Annotated in this window: 22 protein-coding genes; 6 read left to right on the top strand and 16 right to left on the bottom strand. The window is 60.7% G+C overall.

Going from position 1 to position 19097, the window contains the following annotated elements; genetic code table 11:
* The first annotated feature begins 19 nt into the window (after positions 1 to 19).
* From JFT85_RS24815 to ppnP, 3 genes are all read left to right on the top strand, one after another.
* Positions 20 to 1942 carry an acetyl/propionyl/methylcrotonyl-CoA carboxylase subunit alpha gene (locus JFT85_RS24815; protein WP_201230603.1) on the top strand — a complete coding sequence of 641 codons (1923 nt, stop codon included), beginning with the start codon at positions 20 to 22 and terminating at the stop codon, positions 1940 to 1942.
* Between the two features lie 91 nt (positions 1943 to 2033).
* On the top strand, positions 2034 to 2576 hold the full coding sequence (locus tag JFT85_RS24810) for an exonuclease domain-containing protein (protein ID WP_053257274.1): 543 nt from the start codon (positions 2034 to 2036) through the stop codon (positions 2574 to 2576).
* Positions 2577 to 2641: 65 nt separating this feature from the next.
* On the top strand, positions 2642 to 2926 hold the full coding sequence (gene ppnP / locus JFT85_RS24805; protein WP_027603886.1) for a pyrimidine/purine nucleoside phosphorylase: 285 nt from the start codon (positions 2642 to 2644) through the stop codon (positions 2924 to 2926).
* Between the two features lie 64 nt (positions 2927 to 2990).
* Here the strand turns inward: ppnP and JFT85_RS24800 are convergent, their stop codons facing one another.
* A complete protein-coding gene (locus JFT85_RS24800; RefSeq protein ID WP_069551048.1) occupies positions 2991 to 3797 on the bottom strand; it encodes an MOSC domain-containing protein in 807 nt (268 codons plus the stop codon).
* 37 nt (positions 3798 to 3834) lie between these two features.
* A complete protein-coding gene (locus tag JFT85_RS24795; RefSeq protein ID WP_053257276.1) occupies positions 3835 to 4770 on the bottom strand; it encodes a chemotaxis protein CheV in 936 nt (311 codons plus the stop codon).
* A 533-nt stretch (positions 4771 to 5303) separates the two neighbouring features.
* Between JFT85_RS24795 and JFT85_RS24790 the strand changes: the two genes are divergently transcribed.
* From JFT85_RS24790 to JFT85_RS24780, 3 genes are all read left to right on the top strand, one after another.
* Complete coding sequence (locus JFT85_RS24790) at positions 5304 to 5753, top strand: hypothetical protein (protein WP_169875089.1); 450 nt, start codon at positions 5304 to 5306, stop codon at positions 5751 to 5753.
* Between the two features lie 383 nt (positions 5754 to 6136).
* Complete coding sequence (locus JFT85_RS24785) at positions 6137 to 7030, top strand: sensor histidine kinase (RefSeq protein WP_053257277.1); 894 nt, start codon at positions 6137 to 6139, stop codon at positions 7028 to 7030.
* Positions 7027 to 7686: a response regulator gene (locus tag JFT85_RS24780; protein WP_201230602.1), complete on the top strand. Its 660-nt coding sequence runs from the start codon at positions 7027 to 7029 to the stop codon at positions 7684 to 7686. Before JFT85_RS24785 ends, JFT85_RS24780 begins: the two co-directional genes overlap by 4 nt.
* On the opposite strand, the gene yegS is transcribed toward JFT85_RS24780, so the two are convergent.
* The 14 genes from yegS to JFT85_RS24710 form a co-directional block, all read right to left on the bottom strand.
* Positions 7645 to 8565, bottom strand: a complete 921-nt coding sequence (yegS, locus tag JFT85_RS24775) for a lipid kinase YegS (RefSeq protein WP_053257279.1) — start codon at positions 8563 to 8565, stop codon at positions 7645 to 7647. The genes JFT85_RS24780 and yegS overlap by 42 nt on opposite strands.
* A 91-nt stretch (positions 8566 to 8656) precedes the next feature.
* A complete protein-coding gene (locus tag JFT85_RS24770; RefSeq protein WP_053258021.1) occupies positions 8657 to 9202 on the bottom strand; it encodes a hypothetical protein in 546 nt (181 codons plus the stop codon).
* A gap of 32 nt (positions 9203 to 9234) precedes the next feature.
* The gene (locus JFT85_RS24765) at positions 9235 to 9561 is read right to left on the bottom strand and encodes a hypothetical protein (protein ID WP_053257280.1); all 327 of its coding nucleotides are present in this window, start codon (positions 9559 to 9561) and stop codon (positions 9235 to 9237) included.
* 23 nt (positions 9562 to 9584) lie between these two features.
* A complete protein-coding gene (locus tag JFT85_RS24760) occupies positions 9585 to 9878 on the bottom strand; it encodes a hypothetical protein (RefSeq protein ID WP_169875353.1) in 294 nt (97 codons plus the stop codon).
* 231 nt (positions 9879 to 10109) lie between these two features.
* Positions 10110 to 10502, bottom strand: a complete 393-nt coding sequence (locus tag JFT85_RS24755) for a DUF2802 domain-containing protein (RefSeq protein WP_053257281.1) — start codon at positions 10500 to 10502, stop codon at positions 10110 to 10112.
* Positions 10503 to 10985, bottom strand: a complete 483-nt coding sequence (locus JFT85_RS24750) for a chemotaxis protein CheW (protein ID WP_010564003.1) — start codon at positions 10983 to 10985, stop codon at positions 10503 to 10505.
* An 80-nt stretch (positions 10986 to 11065) separates the two neighbouring features.
* Positions 11066 to 11881, bottom strand: coding sequence for a CheW domain-containing protein (locus tag JFT85_RS24745; protein ID WP_169875087.1), 816 nt, complete (start codon positions 11879 to 11881; stop codon positions 11066 to 11068).
* Positions 11881 to 12669, bottom strand: coding sequence for a ParA family protein (locus JFT85_RS24740; RefSeq protein WP_053257283.1), 789 nt, complete (start codon positions 12667 to 12669; stop codon positions 11881 to 11883). Before JFT85_RS24740 ends, JFT85_RS24745 begins: the two co-directional genes overlap by 1 nt.
* A gap of 51 nt (positions 12670 to 12720) precedes the next feature.
* Positions 12721 to 13608 carry a flagellar motor protein MotD gene (gene motD / locus JFT85_RS24735; RefSeq protein WP_053258022.1) on the bottom strand — a complete coding sequence of 296 codons (888 nt, stop codon included), beginning with the start codon at positions 13606 to 13608 and terminating at the stop codon, positions 12721 to 12723.
* A 15-nt stretch (positions 13609 to 13623) separates the two neighbouring features.
* Positions 13624 to 14364, bottom strand: a complete 741-nt coding sequence (locus JFT85_RS24730; RefSeq protein ID WP_053257284.1) for a flagellar motor protein — start codon at positions 14362 to 14364, stop codon at positions 13624 to 13626.
* On the bottom strand, positions 14364 to 15494 hold the full coding sequence (locus JFT85_RS24725; protein WP_053257285.1) for a protein-glutamate methylesterase/protein-glutamine glutaminase: 1131 nt from the start codon (positions 15492 to 15494) through the stop codon (positions 14364 to 14366). Before JFT85_RS24725 ends, JFT85_RS24730 begins: the two co-directional genes overlap by 1 nt.
* A gap of 47 nt (positions 15495 to 15541) precedes the next feature.
* Complete coding sequence (locus JFT85_RS24720; RefSeq protein WP_201230599.1) at positions 15542 to 17791, bottom strand: chemotaxis protein CheA; 2250 nt, start codon at positions 17789 to 17791, stop codon at positions 15542 to 15544.
* An 11-nt stretch (positions 17792 to 17802) separates the two neighbouring features.
* Complete coding sequence (locus tag JFT85_RS24715; protein ID WP_053257287.1) at positions 17803 to 18591, bottom strand: protein phosphatase CheZ; 789 nt, start codon at positions 18589 to 18591, stop codon at positions 17803 to 17805.
* Between the two features lie 18 nt (positions 18592 to 18609).
* A complete protein-coding gene (locus JFT85_RS24710; RefSeq protein WP_003192908.1) occupies positions 18610 to 18984 on the bottom strand; it encodes a chemotaxis response regulator CheY in 375 nt (124 codons plus the stop codon).
* Positions 18985 to 19097 lie beyond the last annotated feature (113 nt).

Genomic DNA, 19097 nt, shown 5'->3' with positions numbered 1-19097 from the left:
ATTACCCAGGGATAATCCAATGCCCCATTTCAGCAAAATCCTGATCGCCAACCGCGGTGAAATCGCTTGCCGTATCCAGCGCACGGCCCACGCCTTGGGCTACCGCACCGTTGCCGTCTACAGTGACGCCGACACCCAGGCCCTGCATGTCCAAATGGCTGACGAAGCGGTGAATATCGGCCCCGCTCCGGTCAATCAGTCTTACCTGAACATCCCGGCCATCCTCGAGGCTGCGCGTAAAACCGGGGCCGACGCCGTGCACCCTGGCTACGGCTTCCTCTCCGAAAATGCCCAATTCGCCAACGCCTGCTCAGACGCCGGGCTGACGTTTATCGGCCCAAGCGCTGAGGCCATCGAACTGATGGGCAGCAAACGCCTGTCCAAACTCGCCATGCTCGACGCCGGCGTCCCCTGCATCGCCGGCTACCAGGGCGACCGACAAGACGACGCCACCTTGCAGCAGGAAGCCAACCGCATCGGCTACCCGCTGATGATCAAAGCCAGCGCCGGCGGCGGCGGGCGCGGCATGCGCCTGGTGCACGACAGCACTCAATTGCTGGAGCAACTGCGCACCGCACGCTCTGAATCCCTGAACGCCTTCGGCAGCGACGAACTGATCCTTGAACAAGCCCTGCTCGACCCGCGCCACGTGGAAATCCAACTGTTCGGCGACAGTCATGGCCACCTCATCTACTTGGGCGAACGCGACTGTTCGATTCAGCGCCGCCACCAAAAAGTCATCGAAGAGGCGCCCTGCCCGGTGATGACACCCCAGTTGCGCCAGGCCATGGGCGAAGCGGCGCTGAAGGCCGGGCGCGCCGTCAATTACGTGGGGGCCGGCACCGTGGAGTTCCTGCTCGACCGCACGGGCCACTTCTATTTCCTGGAAATGAACACCCGCCTGCAAGTGGAGCACCCGGTCACCGAGCAGGTCACGGGCCTGGACCTGGTGGACTGGCAACTGAAAGTCGCCGCCGGTGAGCCGCTGCCATTGACACAGGCCGACGTGACCCTGACCGGCCATGCGATGGAAGTGCGCCTGTACGCCGAGGACCCGGCCCAGGGCTTTCTGCCGCAAACCGGCAATGTGCTGCGCTGGGAACCCGGCGCCGATGTGCGAATTGACCATGGCGTACTGGAAGGCCAACGCATCAGCCCGTTCTATGACGCGATGCTGGGCAAAATCATCGCCCATGGGGCCACTCGCGAAGAAGCCCGACGCAAACTGCTGCGGGCGGTGGAGGACACTGTCCTGCTGGGCCTGACCACCAATCAGCAACTGCTGGTGGACCTGCTCAAGCAACCCGAGTTTATCGCCGGCGATTTCAGCACCGGTTTTATCGCCGAGCATTTCAATGCAATTCACCGCCAGCCGGCGACGCATGAACAGGTCGCCCTGGCGGCCGCACTGTTTTATCAAGCCAATGCCAACACCCATCGTCAGGACCTATCGGGATGGCGCAACAATGCCAGCGTGCCCTGGACCTATCGCCTGGACATCAACGATGAGGTCCGCGACATCACCGTCAGCGTGCTGGAGAACCATCGCCTGCAAGCCAACGGTATCGACATCAGCCACCTGAGCACCGACGGCCGCTGGGCTACCCTGGTGATCAACGGTGTTCGTCGTCGCATGGCCTATCACCTCGATGACACCCAGCTCTGGCTGCCCGGCTTGAAGGTCATTAACCGCACTCAACAAGTCGCCAGCCGTCAGGCGGACGCCAGTACCGGCATCGTCAAGGCGCCGATGGACGGCGCGATTGTCGACATCCGGGTCTGCGTGGGTGAAGCCGTCACCAAAGGCCAACTGCTGTTGGTGCTGGAAGCGATGAAAATGGAGCACCCACTGACCGCCGGCATCGCCGGTGTGATCAAAGGCGTGCAAGTGGTTGCGGGTGACCAGGTGCGCAATCGCCAGGTTTTGCTGGAGATCGAATAAGGCTCGGCGTGCAGGAAAAAACAGCGCGGAACTACACAGTCGCGCTACGCTCTATCCCCATCAGGAAAGGAAGAGTACGGGAACCTGCGCGATGCCTCATTGGCTGATTATTGACCTGGAAGCCACAACGGATGAAGGCGGCTGGCCCGTGACGGAGATGGAAGTCATCGAGATCGGCGCAAGCCTGGTGAACCGCCAGGGCCGCGAGCTGGATCACTTTCAGCGCTTTGTGCGGCCGCTGCGTCGTCCATTGCTGACGCCTTTCTGTCGCCAACTCACCCACATCACCCAGGCCAACATCGACGCTGCTGCGCCGATCACCGAGGTATGGCCGCTGTTCGAGCGCTGGCTGGGCCAGCATCACTCACGCCTGGAAGGCTGGGCCAGCTGGGGTGACTATGATCGCGCACAGCTTGAGCTCGAATGGCAACGCCATGGCCTGACCAGCGCGCTTGCCCAGACGCCACATGTGAACCTCAAGCAGCGCTTCGCCAAGGCCCGGCGCCTGGACAAGCCGCTGGGGCTCAACGGCGCGCTGCAATTGGCGGGGATGCAGTTCAATGGCCAGCAACATCGGGCGCTGGAAGATGCGCGCAACACCGCCCGCTTGCTGCCGTTGATTTTGCCGGTCTAGGCAGCTCCCGTGGCCTTGGGCATACTGGCCAACCTTTCCAGACCCTTTCTTCCGAGGATTCCCCCATGTTCAAAGTCAACGAATACTTCGACGGCACCGTCAAGTCGATCGCTTTCGGCACCGCAGAAGGTCCGGCGACCATCGGCGTGATGGCCCCGGGTGAATACGAATTCGGCACCGCCCAGCGTGAAATCATGCACGTGGTCTCCGGCGCCTTGAGCGTCAAACTGCCTGACGCCAACGACTGGGAAACCTTCGCCGCCGGCAGCCAGTTCAACGTACCGGCCAACAGCAAGTTCCAGCTGAAGGTCGCAGTAGACACGGCTTACCTGTGCGAATACCGCGGCTAAGCGTTCGCCCGGACAAAAAAATGCCCGTCTCGCAGGAGACGGGCATTTTTTATGGGTGAACGACTTACTCGAGAATGGTCACCGGCATCCCCACTTCCAGGTGTCCCGGGCCGTCGTTGACCAGGTTCTGGCCAAACATTACATCGCCGTCCTGCTCGCGGTAAGTCTTGAGCGTGGTCAACGGTTCGCGGTCGGCACTGCGCTCGCCGCTGGAGGGGTCAATGGTGGTGAGGATGCAGCGCGAGCACGATTTGACCACGCGAAACTCTACATCGCCGATGCGCACGCGCTTCCAACCATCTTCGGCGAAGGCCTCGCTGCCTTCTATCACCAGGTTGGGGCGAAACCGCAGCATCTCCATGGGGCGGCCGATGCGCTGGGACAAGTCATCCAGGGAGGCTTGGCCGATCAACAGCAGCGGGAAGCCATCGGCGAATCCCACTTTGTCGTCAGCCTTGCCGTAGCCGTCTTGAGTGGTGCGCGCGCGCTCCACCGGCACTTGCACCAAGCGCGTCGGCTTGCCGATAAAGTCGCTGACCCAGGCCGCCGCCGCCGCGCCCGCATCCGGCACGCGCAAGGTGTCGCGCCAGATGGTCACGCCGCGCAATTCAGCGTCGCTGCTCGGCAGGGCCACTTCCAGCGGCGCCAAACCGGGTGAACTCAGGGTCAGGCCGCCGGCACTGTTCCACAACGCCGACAACTGGCTCATCTTCGCCACCGCCCGCTGCGTGAGAAACCGCCCGCTGGCTTCGTCCACCAGCATCCAGCGTCGATCGCCGGCCAGCCCGAGTTTATCCAGGCCGATGTGTTGCAAGGGTTCGGCCTTGCCGGACTTCAAGGGATAACGGTAGAGCGCGCTGAGACGAAGCATGGCCTGCATTCCTGAGGGGCAAAGCGTCACCCTAAGGTCATGCGTGCGCTTCGTCCAGCATCAGTCGCTGGCGCACCACATCCACCAGCTTGTCCGGTTGGAATTTGGACAGGAAGTTATCGCAACCGACCTTCTTCACCATCGAGTCGTTGAAGCTGCCCGACAACGAGGTGTGCAGCACCACGTAAAGCCCACGCAGGCGCGGGTCGTTGCGGATTTCGGTGGTCAGGCGGTAGCCGTCCATCTCGGGCATTTCGGCGTCGGTGAAGATCATCAACAACTTGTCGGTCATCACCTGGCCGCTGTCGGCCCAGGCCTTGAGCATGTTCAGTGCCTTGAGGCCGTCACTGGCGATATGCATCTTCACACCCAGTTGCCCGAGGGTGTCGCGCAGTTGCGAGAGGGCCACATTGGAGTCGTCCACCAGCAGTACTTCGCGGCCACGGGCGCGTTCCAGCACCGGGTCTTCGAGTTTTTCGCGGGAGACTTTGGCGTTGTAGGGCACGATTTCGGCGAGAACTTTTTCCACGTCGATGATTTCCACCAACTGGTCATCGACTTTGCTGATGGCCGTGAGGTAATGCTGGCGCCCGGCGCTGGTCGGTGGTGGCAGGATGGCTTCCCAGTTCATGTTGACGATGCGGTCCACGCCGCCCACCAGGAAGGCCTGCACCGAACGGTTGTACTCGGTAACGATAATCGTGCTGTTGGGCCCCGGCACCAACGGGCGCATGCCGATGGCCTGGGACAGGTCAATCACCGGCAGGGTCTGGCCGCGCAGGTTGACCACACCGCACACAAACGGATGGCGCTGGGGCATCAGGGTCAACTTGGGCAACTGCAGGACTTCCTGCACCTTAAACACGTTGATCGCGAACAGCTGTCGTCCGGCCAGGCGAAACATGAGAATCTCCAGGCGATTCTCACCCACCAGTTGCGTGCGTTGATCTACGGTGTCGAGAATGCCGGCCATTGAAAGCTCCTGATGTGGGATTGTGCAGTTCACTAAGCGTGTTATCGGCGGCAAGCGCCAGACCTTGACCCTTGTAAAATGCCACGTAAATTCATTGATGTCACACTGACATCATGGTTTACTGCAACGGCCTCTCCAAACGGCAGTACAGCAACGTCGCGCGACATTCAAATCGACGCGAGGTTCCGCTGTGTAAGGGATTCCCCTATACACAATCAGGCCCAACCTGATATTCGCGATATCTAATAGCCATTAATGTGACGCCATTCTCATTGCATGAATGGAGTCAGGCTTTTGTTTGCCATACCAAGCCCTCGGCCCACGGGTCTTCCAGACGTATACGTGGCGGCAACCAAAGTTGTGCAAGCGGCCCGAATGACGAGGGCTTTCTACAGCTATCGCGATCATTCAAATAACCGTCCTACTGAAATTTCGGAAGCGGGCTACAGATCTCAGTCATATTTCAGCGGTAGTTTTACGCCATTCACCCGGTGCTGCATCTCATCACCCGACCTTATGTTGCGGAGACTTGCATGATGAATAATGCAAACGAATGGCAAACCGCACTTCCCGAATTTCTGCTCGAAGCCGAAATGCTCTTGGAAAAGTCGCAAGAGTGCTTGAACCACCTGCATCTGATTCGCAACGACAGCGACGCCATCGACTGCATGAAAACCAGCCTGGCCAACCTGGCTGAAAAAGCCGAAGGCCTGGCCCTGCAGGCGATCAGCGAATTCTCCCGGCATATTCAATACCTGATCGCCAATGCCGCGAGCCCGATGGAATTGCATGACCAGGCGCTGGACGCCCTGCATGACTGCCTGACACTGCTGGCGTGGCAACTGGAGTTGATCGATTCCCGCACCGGCGAACTCGCCTTGGATGAGAGTGAACAAACCACGCTGATTGCGACGGTCACCTTGCAAATCCCCCAAAAAGACTTCGCAAATAAACCGCAGCAGCGTGCGCATCACGCGTCTTAAGCGCTGATCAGGTCGTATTTGTCGCCAAGTTATCTAAAAACGACCGTTCTCTTAGCGGTCGATAATCGCGCGCGGGCAAAAACATATCAATTAGCCATCAAGGCAATAACGATACCCGCCAACTTGATTTATATAACTCTCTCTTTTTAACCTTGGGGGCCTTTGAACTATAGGGCCACAGCGCAGGGCATTTGGCCGGTGATTAAACCCGCCAGCGTAAGGCGCCAGGCGACCAACGGTAATAGTGGTGGTACTATGCCCCGCTCGAAGTGACTCAACTTCATCATGTATAAAAAAACGTTTCTGCACCGTATTCCACATAGAGCCCTGTCAGCCGCCATGACCGGTCTTCCCGCAGCGAACCTTCATTGGCTCCATCCGCTATGTACGCCAGCCTAAAGTCACTCATCGCAAGGTCCGTGTCCCGCAGCAATACACGTCGCTTGGTCCTCGCCCTGTGCCTTTGCTCACTGCTGGTCAACCTGTGGGCCTATAGCCGCTCCGCGCCGTTGCCGTTACTGATCTTGTGGCTCAACCTGGCCACGCTGGCGGTGGTGGGCTTGCAGCAGTGGCGCTCGCGCAAGTCGATAAAATTCCAGCCACAGGAATTGGCTGACCGCCTGCTGCAGGTCCAGGAAAACGAACGTCACCGCCTCAGCCGCGAACTGCATGACGATATCGGTCAGTTGCTGACCGCCGCAAAACTGCAAAGCGAATGGCTCAAGCGGCGTCTGCCGGACGACCTGCAAAGCCAATGCACCGTGCTGTGCAACACCTTGAATGAAACCCTGGCCAAAGTGCGCGACGTGTCCGCCATCCTCAACCCTCGGCAGCTGGCCAGCCTGGGGTTGGAGGCGAGCCTGCGCGCGCATTTGCTCAAGACCCTGGAAAACACCTCGATCCACTGGAGCCTTGAATGCCAGCAACGGCTGACCGGTATCCCGGAAGAAATGGCCGTGGCGGCGTTTCGCATTACCCAGGAAGCAGTCACCAATATGCTGCGCCATGCCCAGGCGCACAATTTGCTGGTACGCCTGCAACGCTTGCCCGAAGGCCTGTCGCTGATGATCTGCGATGACGGCCTGGGCTTTTCGCCCGCCATCAACCCAGGCCGGGAAGGCCAACGCGGCATGGCGGGCATGTCCGAGCGAATCGATCAACTGGGGGGCGCTCTGACGGTCAGCAGCCAGCCCGGTAAAGGAACGCGGATCGAGGCGCTCTTCCCCTGGGCGCCCCGCGCCCTCGATCGGGCCAGGCCCCCTAAGGTTATCGAGTGACTTGCACTTTACTCCTGGTGGATGACCACGCACTGATCCGGGCCGGCGTACGCGCGCTGATCCAGGATATGCCCGGCTATACGGTGGTCGGCGAAGCCAGCGATGGCGCGCAGTTGCTGGAGAAATTCAGCGCCCTGCAACCGGATATCGTGCTGCTGGACCTGTCGATGAAATACACCGGTGGCCTGGATGCGTTACAGCAACTCAAGGCGACCTACCCCAAAAGCAAAGTGCTGATCCTGTCGATGCACACCGATCCGGAGCTGATCATGCGCGCGCTGGAGTCCGGCGCCCATGGCTACCTGCTCAAGGACACCACGGCCAACGAGCTGGAACACGCCCTGATGGCCTTGCGCAACAACGAGCGCTACCTGAGCCCCGCCATTGCCCACACGGTGATCAATCAGGCGCTGATCCGCAGCCAGGGTCCCATCGGCGCCGTCGCCGACACTCACAACCTCACCGCACGCCAGCTGGAGATCCTGCGCTTGATCGTGCGTGGCAAATCCACCCGGGAAATCGCTCAAGGCCTGGGCTTGAGCATTAAGACCGTGGAAGCGCATCGTTCGCAGATCATGAAGCGCCTGCAGATATTCGATGTGGCGGGCCTGGTGTTATTCGCCGTTCGCGAGCAGATCATCAGCCTCGACGACTAACGGCGAGCCCAGCGGCAGGTGCACGCGCAGGGCTTTGGGCAAAGCACTGAAGCGCAAGTCGTCACCTTTCAACGGCTCACCATCCAGGTTGATGTACAACCCTTCGGCCACCTTGATCTCGACCCACGGCAGGCGCGCCCGCACAAACATATTGTCCAGCCCCCAACCGTCGCTCATCAGGGTGAGCAGCGTGCCGACCACCTCCTGGGGCGCCGGCAGAATGCTGATATCCAGCAAGCCGTCATCGGCCAATGCGTCAGGGCACAACACATGCCCACCGCCCGCCTGGCGTCCGTTGCCGATACCCAGCGCGAGCAGGTCGCCCTTCCAGTGAAAGTCAGGCCCTTCCAACTCGCCATAAGCGGCCTTCAATTCGCTGAAACGCGTCAGGCCGGTGAACAGGTAGGCCGCGCCGCCGAGCACTTTTTTCAAGTCTTCGGAGGTGTTGGCGGTGACCTGGCTGCCAAAACCGCCAGTGGCCATGTTGAGGAATATTTGCCCGCCGGCCTGCCCAAGGTCGATGGCCGTTGGCGGCACATCCAGCAGGGCGAGTGCGCGGGCAGGATCCAATGGCACCCCGGCGGCGCGCGCGAAATCATTGGCGGTGCCCAGCGGCATCAACACCAGGCTGGCATCGGTCTTGGCCTGCGCCATCGCCTCGGCGACATCGCGCAAGGTGCCATCGCCGCCACCGGCAATCAGGTGGGTATAGCCGTCGGCCAGGGCCTCATTGACCAGGCGCTGGGCGTCGCCGCCCTCCCACGTGACCCGCACCGCCAGCTCCCAGCCCTGTTCGCGCCGGGCCTGCACGGCAGCGCGCACATCCTCGTTGAGGGCTTGCTTGCCGTGCAGAATCAGCAATGCCTTGTGGGTGGTCATGGGGTGGATCTCCTGGGTTTAAAGGTGCTTGAAGGATGTTGACCTTTGCCGACGAGAAAAAAGCCATCGGCGACGCAAATTTATTGGCTGCCTAGAAGTTATCCATCGCGTTGCACATCGATACCTTGCCCTTGGGCTCAGGTTCTGCGGCATTCCATTGCTTGCCGTCTGCAGACAGCTCATGCAACTGGATTGAACAGTTCGCATACAGGGTCGCCTGCACCATGTAGTCCACGCCGGGTCGAGGTACAAAGGTCATGCTGCTGAAACATTGCCGGGAATACTGCAATCGCCCCAGGTAATGCAGCGCGATCGGTTGGTTCGCGGGCACCACCAACTCCGTGGTCACCGCACCGTTCCAGGTATACACCGGTCCGGGCATGTTCAGGCTTTCGCCATTGTGGTCGGGGAAGCCGGACTTGGTCGACGCCATCACCCCGGCACCCGGCACATTCCAGTCCAGGCAATCACGCCCCGGCACTGCGCGCACCAGGCCGTCGGTAATCAACCGCACGCGGGCGGTCTCGCCGGAATTCGGCGCGATATAGCCGGTGGACAGGGAACGGATGTTCGCCACCTGACCGCACCCGGTCAGCAGCACCAACAACGCTACGGGTACACCACGCAACACACTCATCAGCATTCAACTCGCAAGGAAAGAAACAGCCGTTACGGCTGGCGGCAATTCTGCTTTACCGACAACAGCGGCGCCGGATCGTACTTAACGCGCTGCAAACCATCGGCGCCCTGGAAGATGAAATACTTGATGCGGCAATCCTTGAACGTCGCCGAGTAGCCTTCCGCGCGAAAGCCCTCGCCGTCGACCTGCTTGATCACGGTGTTATTGCGGCTCACCACCGCGAGCACCTGTGCGTAGCTGTCCCCCATCTTCACCCCGGGCTCGCCGGTCTCGGTCATCGCAGAAGCGCAACCGCCCAAGCCGGCCGCTGCCAATACCAAAGCGGCGCCGTACATTCCATTGCGTGTGGTGTTCATGTCTGTTTCCTGTTGATTAAGCATTAACGGCGGCCTTCGCACACCGGTGATTCACTGATGCGTCCGGCCTTGCACGGGTCGAGTTTGTCTTTGCGTTTGAAGCCCCCGTCCTTCATGCAGTAGAAGCGCGTCAGCCTGATATCGACAGGCGATCGGTCTCCCCCGCCGTCCAGGTTGTCGTACCCGCAGGCACGCATGGCGGCTTTTACGCCGTCAAGGGACACACCGGACTTGTACCATCTCGAGAAGTCTGGCGGCGGCGGTTGAAAGGGGGTACAGGCGCTGAGCGCAGAAGCGCTGAGAAGGACCCAGGCCACGACGCATGGGGGGCGCAAACCAGACGGTGTTAATCCAATGAGCGTTTGGAAAGACATGATTCATCCTTGTGAGTGAAACGTCCTACAGATGCAGGATTGGTCATCACAAAGACGAGAAAGTGCCCTGACTCTGCTGGGCACGTGTGACACGACCCACAACGTCTCGATCAACGGTGGGCGCTGGCCACCGCAAAGTCAGCCAGCAACGTCCGACAGCTGCAGCAACCTACGTCAGCTCTTGTGCAACTTACTCATCAACTGCGCCTCAGCCTGGGTCAACCCACACGACTGCGTGAGTTCATCCACTGTCGCCCCCATGCCCACCAGTTTTGCCGCTTGGGCAAATGACAGGCTCGACGGGTCGCGCTGTTCGATCTGCGCCAGCTTGTCCGGCAACGGCCCGAGGATCGCGCGCAGTTCATGCACCTCGTCCCCAACCCGCACCGCACTCTGCTGGAAGTGATCGACGCGCTTGACCAGGTCGAGAATGCGCCGGTCACGCACGCCGTCGCGCTCGGCCTGTTGCAGGGCCAATTCGCGTTGCTGGCGCATGTAGCGCAGCAGGAACGCCAACGTCCCGGCCCACAACAGGGCCAGGACAATCACCGCCGCCTCAAGGAACAATCAGATGCTCTCCAGTTCCGACCATTCTTCTTCGCTCATCATCTTGTCCAGCTCAACCAGAATCAGCAGTTCGCCGTTCTTGTTGCACACGCCCTGGATGAACTTGGCCGATTCCTCGTTACCCACGTTCGGCGCGGTTTCCACTTCCGATTGGCGCAGGTAAACCACTTCGGCCACGCTGTCGACCATGATCCCGACCACTTGCTTGTCGGCTTCGATGATGACGATACGGGTGTTGTCGTTGACTTCGGTCGGCACCAGGCCAAAACGCTGGCGGGTGTCGATCACGGTCACCACGTTGCCGCGCAGGTTGATGATGCCCAGCACATAGCTTGGCGCACCCGGTACCGGCGCGATTTCGGTGTAGCGCAGCACTTCTTGCACGCGCATTACGTTGATGCCATAGGACTCGTTGTCCAGTTTGAAGGTAACCCATTGCAGGATCGGATCATCCAAACCTTGTGCGGACGCTGACTTGTTCATACCCCTGACCCCTTCAAATGCCGTTGTACACGGCGTGTGTGCTTCGCTGACCGCACTTGCATGCGGACCTTATTGTTCAATCAACTGCGTTTGTTCTGCGGCATCGTCTTGACGGCGCCACTGGCGATCAACTCGGCCAGTTCGGCGACGTCGAGCAACGCGCACATGTGCTCAATTACGGTGCCCGCCAACCAAGGCCGCTGGCCTCGGTGGCTGCGCCATTTGATTTCGTTCGGGTCCAGGCGCAATGAGCGGCTGACTTGATGCACCGCCAGCCCCCACTCGTAGCCCTGCACCGAGATCACGTACTGCAAACCCTGGCGGAAGTCATCGCGGTAGCGGTCGGGCATCACCCAGCGCGCGGTGTCCAGCACCTTAAGGTTGCCGGCCTGACTGGGCAGAATGCCCAGGAACCACTCCGGTTGCCCGAACAGCGGTGTCAGCTCCTGGCCCTCAAGAGAATAGATCGAACCCAGGCACACCAGTGGCACCGCGAGCGTCAACCCGGCGACGTCGAACAGCAAACATTCGAACGGCTCGGCGGCCCATGACGGGCGATCATCACCGGTCACCGGCGGCGGCGTGATGCTCGGCGGCAGGTGGACTTCCACCACCGGCTCGACCACCACCGGCGCCACCACCGCGGGAGCGACCACTGCTGGTGCGACCGGCTCCAGCGGCACGACAACCGGGGCGAGCACAACATGGGCATCACGCGCCTGCTCTTCGAGCACCGCCAGTTGGAATTCATCCAGCGTGCTTTCTGCTTCTACGGCCGGTTCAAGGACCAGAATCGGTTCCGGCAGCTCCTCCTCGGTCGCATCCTGCAGCAGGGCATCCAGGTAGGATTCAAGTGCCAGTTGCGGCCGGGTCTTGAGTTTGACAGGACGGTTCATCACGCCACCTGCGCCACAAGCTGCTGCGACAGCAGATGCTTGAGCAATGCGCGGTAGGCCAGCACGCCACGGCTTTTGCCGTCGAACTGCGAAGGCGTCAGGCCTGCACGGCTCGCGTCACGCAGGCGCGTGTCGACTGGAATGTAGCCTTGCCAAATGGTGTCCGGGTAAGCGTCACGCAACACACGCAAAGTGCCGAGGGACGCCTGGGTGCGGCGGTCGAACAAGGTCGGCACGATGCTGTATGGCAGCGCCTGTTTGCGCGAACGGTTGATCATCGCCAGGGTGCTGACCATGCGCTCCAGGCCTTTGACCGCCAGATGCTCGGTTTGCACAGGGATCACCAACTGCTGGCTGGCGGCCAACGCATTGACCATCAGCACACCCAGCAGCGGCGGGCTGTCGATGATCGCGTAATCGAAGTCTTGCCACAGCTGCGCCAGTGTCTTGGCGATCACCAGGCCCAAGCCGCTCTGCCCCGGCGACTGGCGCTCAAGGGTGGCCAGGGCGGTGCTCGACGGCAGCAGCGAGATGCTTTCGTTACTGGTGGGCAGCAACAGTTGCCCGGGCAAATCGCTCGGCACGCTGCCCTTGTGCAGGAACAGGTCGTAGCAGCTGTGTTCCAGCGCGTCCGGATCGTAGCCGAAATAGCTGGTCATGGAACCATGGGGGTCCAGGTCAACCACGACCACACGCTTGCCCGCCTCGGCCAGCAAACCGGCTAAGGCGATGGAGGTGGTCGTCTTGCCGACTCCACCTTTTTGATTGGCAACTGCCCAGACTCTCATTCGGTTGGTTCCTCCCGGCAGGCGATGGCGCGACCGAGACATTGCATAAAATTATTGAGCCGGCGACGGAGAATTGACGGCGCTCTGACGAACCGGCGGCTTAACGGTTGGCGGTGCAGTTTGTGTGCCAGCCCGCTTCAAGGCCGCATCCGGAGTTGCGTTGGCAGTACCGGTGCCGGTCAGGCTGCGGCGTACATCCAGGTTGCGCGACACCACCAGCACCACGCGACGGTTGCGCGCCCGGCCTTCGGCGGTGGCGTTATTGGCCACCGGCTGGAATTCACCATAGCCCACCGACGCCAGGCGCCCAGGGTTTATGCCCTGCATCGCGAGCATCCGCACGATGCTCGACGCCCGGGCCGACGACAGTTCCCAGTTGGTCGGGTACTGCGCGGTGCTGATCGGGAAGTTGTCGGTAAAGCCTTCGACGTGAATCGGGTTTTCAAACGGTTTGAGGATCGCCGCGACCTTGTCGATGATGGTGAACGCCTGGTCGCTCGGCAACGCGTCGGCGCTGGCGAACAGCAGACTGGAGTTCAGCTCGATTTCGACCCATAACTCGTTGCCGCGCACGGTCATCTGGTTGGATTTGATCAGGTCGCCAAAGGCAGCGCTGATGTCATCGGCAATACTTTTCAGCGGGTCACTGGTGCCACCAATGCCGGCGGCGGTTTCATCGCTGTCGTTGACCAGCGGCTTGGCCGGGGTCACGGTCTTGGGCCGCTCTTCGCCAATCGGAATCGGTTTCAGGGCACGGTCGGCGTCGTTGAACACGCCGATCAGGGCCTGGGAAATGACTTTGTACTTGCCTTCGTTGATCGACGAGATGGAATACATCACCACGAAAAACGCGAACAACAAGGTGATGAAGTCCGCGTAGGACACCAGCCAGCGTTCATGATTGACGTGTTCTTCAGGCTCGCGACGGCGACGGCTCACACTCACTACCTCCCATCAGTCCATGAAGCCCTGGAGCTTCAATTCGATGGAGCGCGGGTTTTCACCCTCGGCAATCGACAACAGACCTTCAAGCAACATCTCGCGGTAACGCGACTGGCGCATGGCAATCGACTTGAGCTTGCTCGCCACCGGCAACAACACCAGGTTGGCACTCGCCACACCATAGATGGTAGCCACAAACGCCACGGCAATGCCGCTGCCCAACTGCGACGGGTCGGCCAGGTTGCCCATTACATGGATCAGGCCCATCACCGCACCGATGATACCGATGGTCGGCGCATAGCCGCCCATGCTTTCAAAGACTTTGGCGGCGTTGATGTCGCGGCTTTCCTGGGTCAGAAAATCCACCTCCAGGATGCTGCGAATCGCTTCCGGCTCAGCGCCATCCACCAGCAATTGCAGGCCCTTGCGCGCGTAGCTGTCGGGCTCGGCATCGGCCACGCCTTCCAGGCCCAGCAGGCCTTCCTTGCGGGCGGTGAGGCTCCAGTTGACCACACGGTCGATACCACCGGGCAGGTCAACGCGCGGCGGGAAAATAATCCAGATCAGGATTTGCATCGCACGCTTGAACGAACTCATGGGCGACTGCAACAACGCAGCGCCCACCGTGCCGCCAATCACGATCAGTGCAGCCGGGCCGTTGGCCAAGGCGCCTAAGTGGCCGCCTTCGAGGTAGTTGCCGCCGATAATTGCGACAAATGCCATGATGATGCCAATCAGGCTCAATACATCCATCAGAGGCAGGCCTCCACCAGATGCTTGCCGATATCGTCCAGGCTATACACGGCGTCGGCCAGGTCCGCTTTGACGATCGCCATGGGCATGCCATAGATCACGCAGCTGGCCTCGTCCTGGGCCCAGATCGCACTGCCGCCCTGCTTGAGCAGGCGCGCACCTTCACGGCCGTCGGCGCCCATGCCGGTAAGCACCACCGCCAGAACTTTGTCGCCGTAGGACTTGGCCGCCGAACCGAAGGTGATGTCCACACATGGTTTGTAATTCAGGCGCTCGTCACCCGGCAGGATTTTGATCGCGCCACGGCCATCAACCATCATCTGCTTGCCGCCCGGGGCCAGCAATGCCAGGCCGGGACGCAGGATGTCACCGTCCTCGGCTTCCTTGACGGTGATGCGGCACAGTTTGTCCAGGCGCTCGGCGAAAGCCTTGGTGAAGGCCGCCGGCATATGCTGGATCAACACGATCGGCGCCGGAAAATTCGCCGGCAACTGGGTCAACACCCGCTGCAACGCCACCGGGCCGCCGGTGGATGTGCCGATGGCCACCAGCTTGTAGGCCTTGCGCTTGGGCGCCGGTGAATGCGCACTCGGCGCCGCAGCACGCACCGGCGCCACTGCAGGGCGTGCCACTGGCGCAGGCGCCGGGCGCGCAAACGACGACGTCGGCGCAGTGGACGCCGCCGGCGCCACAACCGGTGCAGGCGTGGGCGCGCTGAACAGGCTGCGGCGGTTACTGCGCGAAATGCTGTGCACCTTTTCGCACAGCATCTGTTTGACCTTCTCGGGGTTGCGCGAGATGTCTTCGAAATTCTTCGGCAGGAAGTCCACCGCACCGGCGTCCAGCGCATCCAGGGTGACCCGGGCGCCTTCATGAGTCAGTGAGGAGAACATCAACACCGGGGTGGGGCAGCGCTGCATGATGTGCCGAACAGCCGTGATGCCATCCATCATCGGCATCTCGTAGTCCATGGTGATCACGTCCGGTTTCAACGCAATGGCCTGATCAATCGCCTCTTTGCCGTTGGTGGCCGTGCCGACCACCTGGATGGTTGGATCGGCGGAAAGAATTTCCGAGACGCGGCGGCGGAAGAAACCCGAATCGTCCACCACCAGGACCTTGACTGCCATAAACACTCCGTTAGGCGGGGCGGGCAAACCGCCCTGCCCCGCCAGAATCAAATACGCCGTGCGGCGTAACGCTTGAGCATGCTCGGAACATCGAGAATCAGCGCGATCCGACCGTCACCGGTGATGGTCGCACCCGACATGCCCGGGGTTCCCTGCAGCATTTTGCCCAAAGGCTTGATGACCACCTCTTCCTGGCCGACCAGTTGATCGACGACAAAGCCGATTCGCTGGGTGCCCACGGAGAGAATCACCACATGGCCTTCGCGCTGCTCTTCATGCTTGGCCGATGCCACCAGCCAGCGCTTGAGGTAGAACAGTGGCAACGCCTTGTCGCGTACGATCACCACTTCCTGGCCGTCCACCACGTTGGTGCGCGACAGGTCGAGGTGGAAGATTTCGTTGACGTTGACCAGCGGGAAAGCGAACGCCTGGTTGCCCAGCATCACCATCAGGGTCGGCATGATCGCCAAGGTCAACGGCACCTTGATGACGATCTTGGAGCCCTGGCCCTTGGTCGAGTAGATATTGATCGAGCCGTTGAGCTGGCTGATCTTGGTCTTCACCACGTCCATGCCGACGCCACGCCCGGACACGTCGGAAATCTCGGTCTTGGTCGAGAAGCCCGGGGCGAAGATCAGGTTGTAGCACTCGGTGTCGGTCAGGCGGTCGGCGGCGTCCTTGTCCATCACGCCACGCTTGACGGCGATATTGCGCAGAATCGCCGGGTCCATGCCTTTGCCGTCATCGGTAATCGACAGCAGGATGTGATCGCCTTCTTGCTCCGCCGCCAGAATCACCTTGCCGTTGCGGGACTTGCCCGAGGCTTCGCGCTCTTCCGGGGTTTCGACGCCGTGGTCGACAGCGTTGCGCACCAAGTGGACCAGCGGGTCGGCCAGGGCCTCGACAAGGTTTTTGTCGAGGTCGGTTTCTTCACCCACCAGTTCCAGGTTGATTTCTTTCTTGAGCTGGCGAGCCAGGTCGCGAACCAGGCGCGGGAAGCGGCCGAAGACTTTCTTGATCGGCTGCATCCGCGTTTTCATCACTGCGGTCTGCAAGTCGGCAGTGACCACGTCGAGGTTCGACACGGCCTTCTGCATGGCCTCATCGCCGCTGTTCAGGCCCAGGCGCACCAGGCGGTTACGCACCAGTACCAGTTCGCCGACCATGTTCATGATGTCGTCCAGGCGCGCGGTATCCACGCGCACGGTGGTTTCGGCTTCACTGACCGGTTTCTCGGCCACCGGTGCCGCTGCGGCACGTGCAGGCGCCGGGGCGGCTGCAGGCGCTGGAGCAGGTTTGGCGGCCGCCGGTGCGGCAGGTTTGGCAGGCGCAGGTTTGGCCGCCACTGGGGTGGCGGTCGCCGCAGCAGCCGGGGGCACTTCGGAGAACTTGCCCTTGCCGTGCAATTCGTCCAACAAGGCTTCGAATTCGTGATCGGAAATCAGCCCGTCAGCGGCAGGTTCTGCGCTGGCGGCGGCAGGTGTGGCAGGCGTGGCAGGCACGGCAGCGGCCGCCGAGGCCGTGGCCGTGGCCGCGACTTCCGGCAAAGCTTCGGCCGCAAAGGTGCCTTTGCCATGCAACTGGTCGAGCAATGCCTCAAATTCGTCGTCGGTAATGTCGGTGCTGGCGCTGGCAGCCGGAGCCTGCGGCGTAGCCGCAGGTGCCACGGCATCGGCAGCGAACTGGCCTTTGCCATGCAACTGGTCGAGCAGGGACTCGAATTCAGCGTCGGTAATGTCTTCGCTGGTCGGCGTTGCAGGCGGCGCGACTGCTTGGGGGGCTTCAGCTTCAGCCTTCACCGCACTGAGGGAGTTGAGCAACTGCTCGAACTCGCTGTCCGTCACGTCCGCTTCCGGTTCCGGTTCGGCCACAGGCGCTGCTTCCACCACCGGCGCAACCGAGGTGTCGGCAGGTTCTGCCAGGCGCGCCAGGGCGGCCAGCAGTTCCGGCGTGGCGGCGGTGATCGGTGCACGTTCGCGCACTTCACTGAACATGCCGTTGACCGCATCCAGTGCTTCGAGAATCACGTCCATCAGTTCCGAGTCGACGTGCCGCTCACCCTTGCGCAGGATGTCGAATACGTTCTCGGCGATGTGACAGCACTCCACCAGCTCATGGAGCTGGAGGAAGCCGGCGCCCCCTTTTACAGTGTGAAAACCGCGAAAAATTGCATTGAGCAGGTTCGCATCATCCGGGCGGCTTTCCAGCTCGACCAGTTGTTCGGACAGTTGCTCTAAAATTTCGCCGGCCTCTACAAGGAAATCCTGAAGGATTTCTTCATCGGCGCCGAAGCTCATGTGGGTGCTCCTTAGAAGCCTAAACTGGATAACAGGTCATCTACGTCATCCTGACCTGACATAACGTCTTCACGTTTATCGGCATGAATCTGCGGACCTTCACCCTTGGCGAGATGTTTTTGTGGATCTTTTTCCGAGAGGATCGCTTCGCGGTCATGTTCGATGCCGGCAAAACGATCAACTTGGCCAGCCATGAGCACCAATTTGAGCAAGTTGCTTTCCACTTCGGTGACCAATTGGGTCACGCGCTTGATCACCTGACCGGTGAGGTCCTGGTAATCCTGGGCCAGCAGAATGTCATTGAGGTTGCTGGCAACCGTGCGGTTTTCCTCGTCGCTGCGCGACAGAAAAGCGTCGACGCGCCGCGCCAACTCACGAAACTCCTCAGCCCCCACTTCCCGACGCATGAAACGGCCCCAGTCAACGCTGAGGGCCTGCGCTTCGGTCGCCATGCCATTGACCAGGGGCGTGGCGTTTTCCACCAGGTCCATGGTGCGGTTGGCCGCCGCCTCAGTCAGCCTGACCACATAGGACAGGCGTTCGGTGGCATCGGTGATTTGCGAGATTTCTTCGGCCTGGGGCATGTGCGGGTCAATCTGAAAATTGACGATTGCACTGTGCAGCTCGCGTGTGAGCTTGCCCACTTCCTGGTACAGGCCGCGGTCACGGGTCTGGTTAAGCTCATGGATCAACTGCACCGCGTCGCCGAACTGGCCTCTTTCAAGGCTTTCGACCAACTGGTGAGCATGCTTTTTCAGGGTCGACTCAAAGTCAGCCTGCGATGATTCTTTATGCTCCATAGCTCCCCCGTGGTGGCATCAGCCGTGGATGCGTTCGAAGATTTTTTCGATCTTCTCTTTCAAGGCCAACGCAGTGAATGGCTTAACCACGTAACCGTTAACCCCGGCTTGGGCGGCTTCGATGATCTGTTCACGCTTGGCTTCGGCGGTCACCATCAGCACAGGCAGGCTGCGCAGTTTTTCATCGGCGCGCACGTGACGCAGCAAGTCGATGCCGGTCATGCCCGGCATGTTCCAGTCGGTTACCAGAAAGTCGATGCTCCCGCTGTTGAGGATCGGAATCGCCGTCAGGCCGTCATCCGCCTCGACCGTGTTGGTGAACCCAAGGTCACGCAACAGGTTTTTTATGATCCGCCGCATCGTTGAGAAGTCATCAACGATGAGGATTTTCATGTTCTTGTCCAATTCGACCTCCAAGCAGTCTTAAACGCGCCCAGCACCTGGACGCGCCATTTCAATCAACAGGCGTTACACAAAAAGGACTGCCAGGGGTACCACGGAACGAA

It is taken from the genome of Pseudomonas sp. TH04, from assembly GCF_016651355.1.
In the GTDB taxonomy this organism is placed as follows: domain Bacteria; phylum Pseudomonadota; class Gammaproteobacteria; order Pseudomonadales; family Pseudomonadaceae; genus Aquipseudomonas; species Aquipseudomonas fluorescens.
This window is presented reverse-complemented; position numbering and strand designations above follow the sequence as displayed.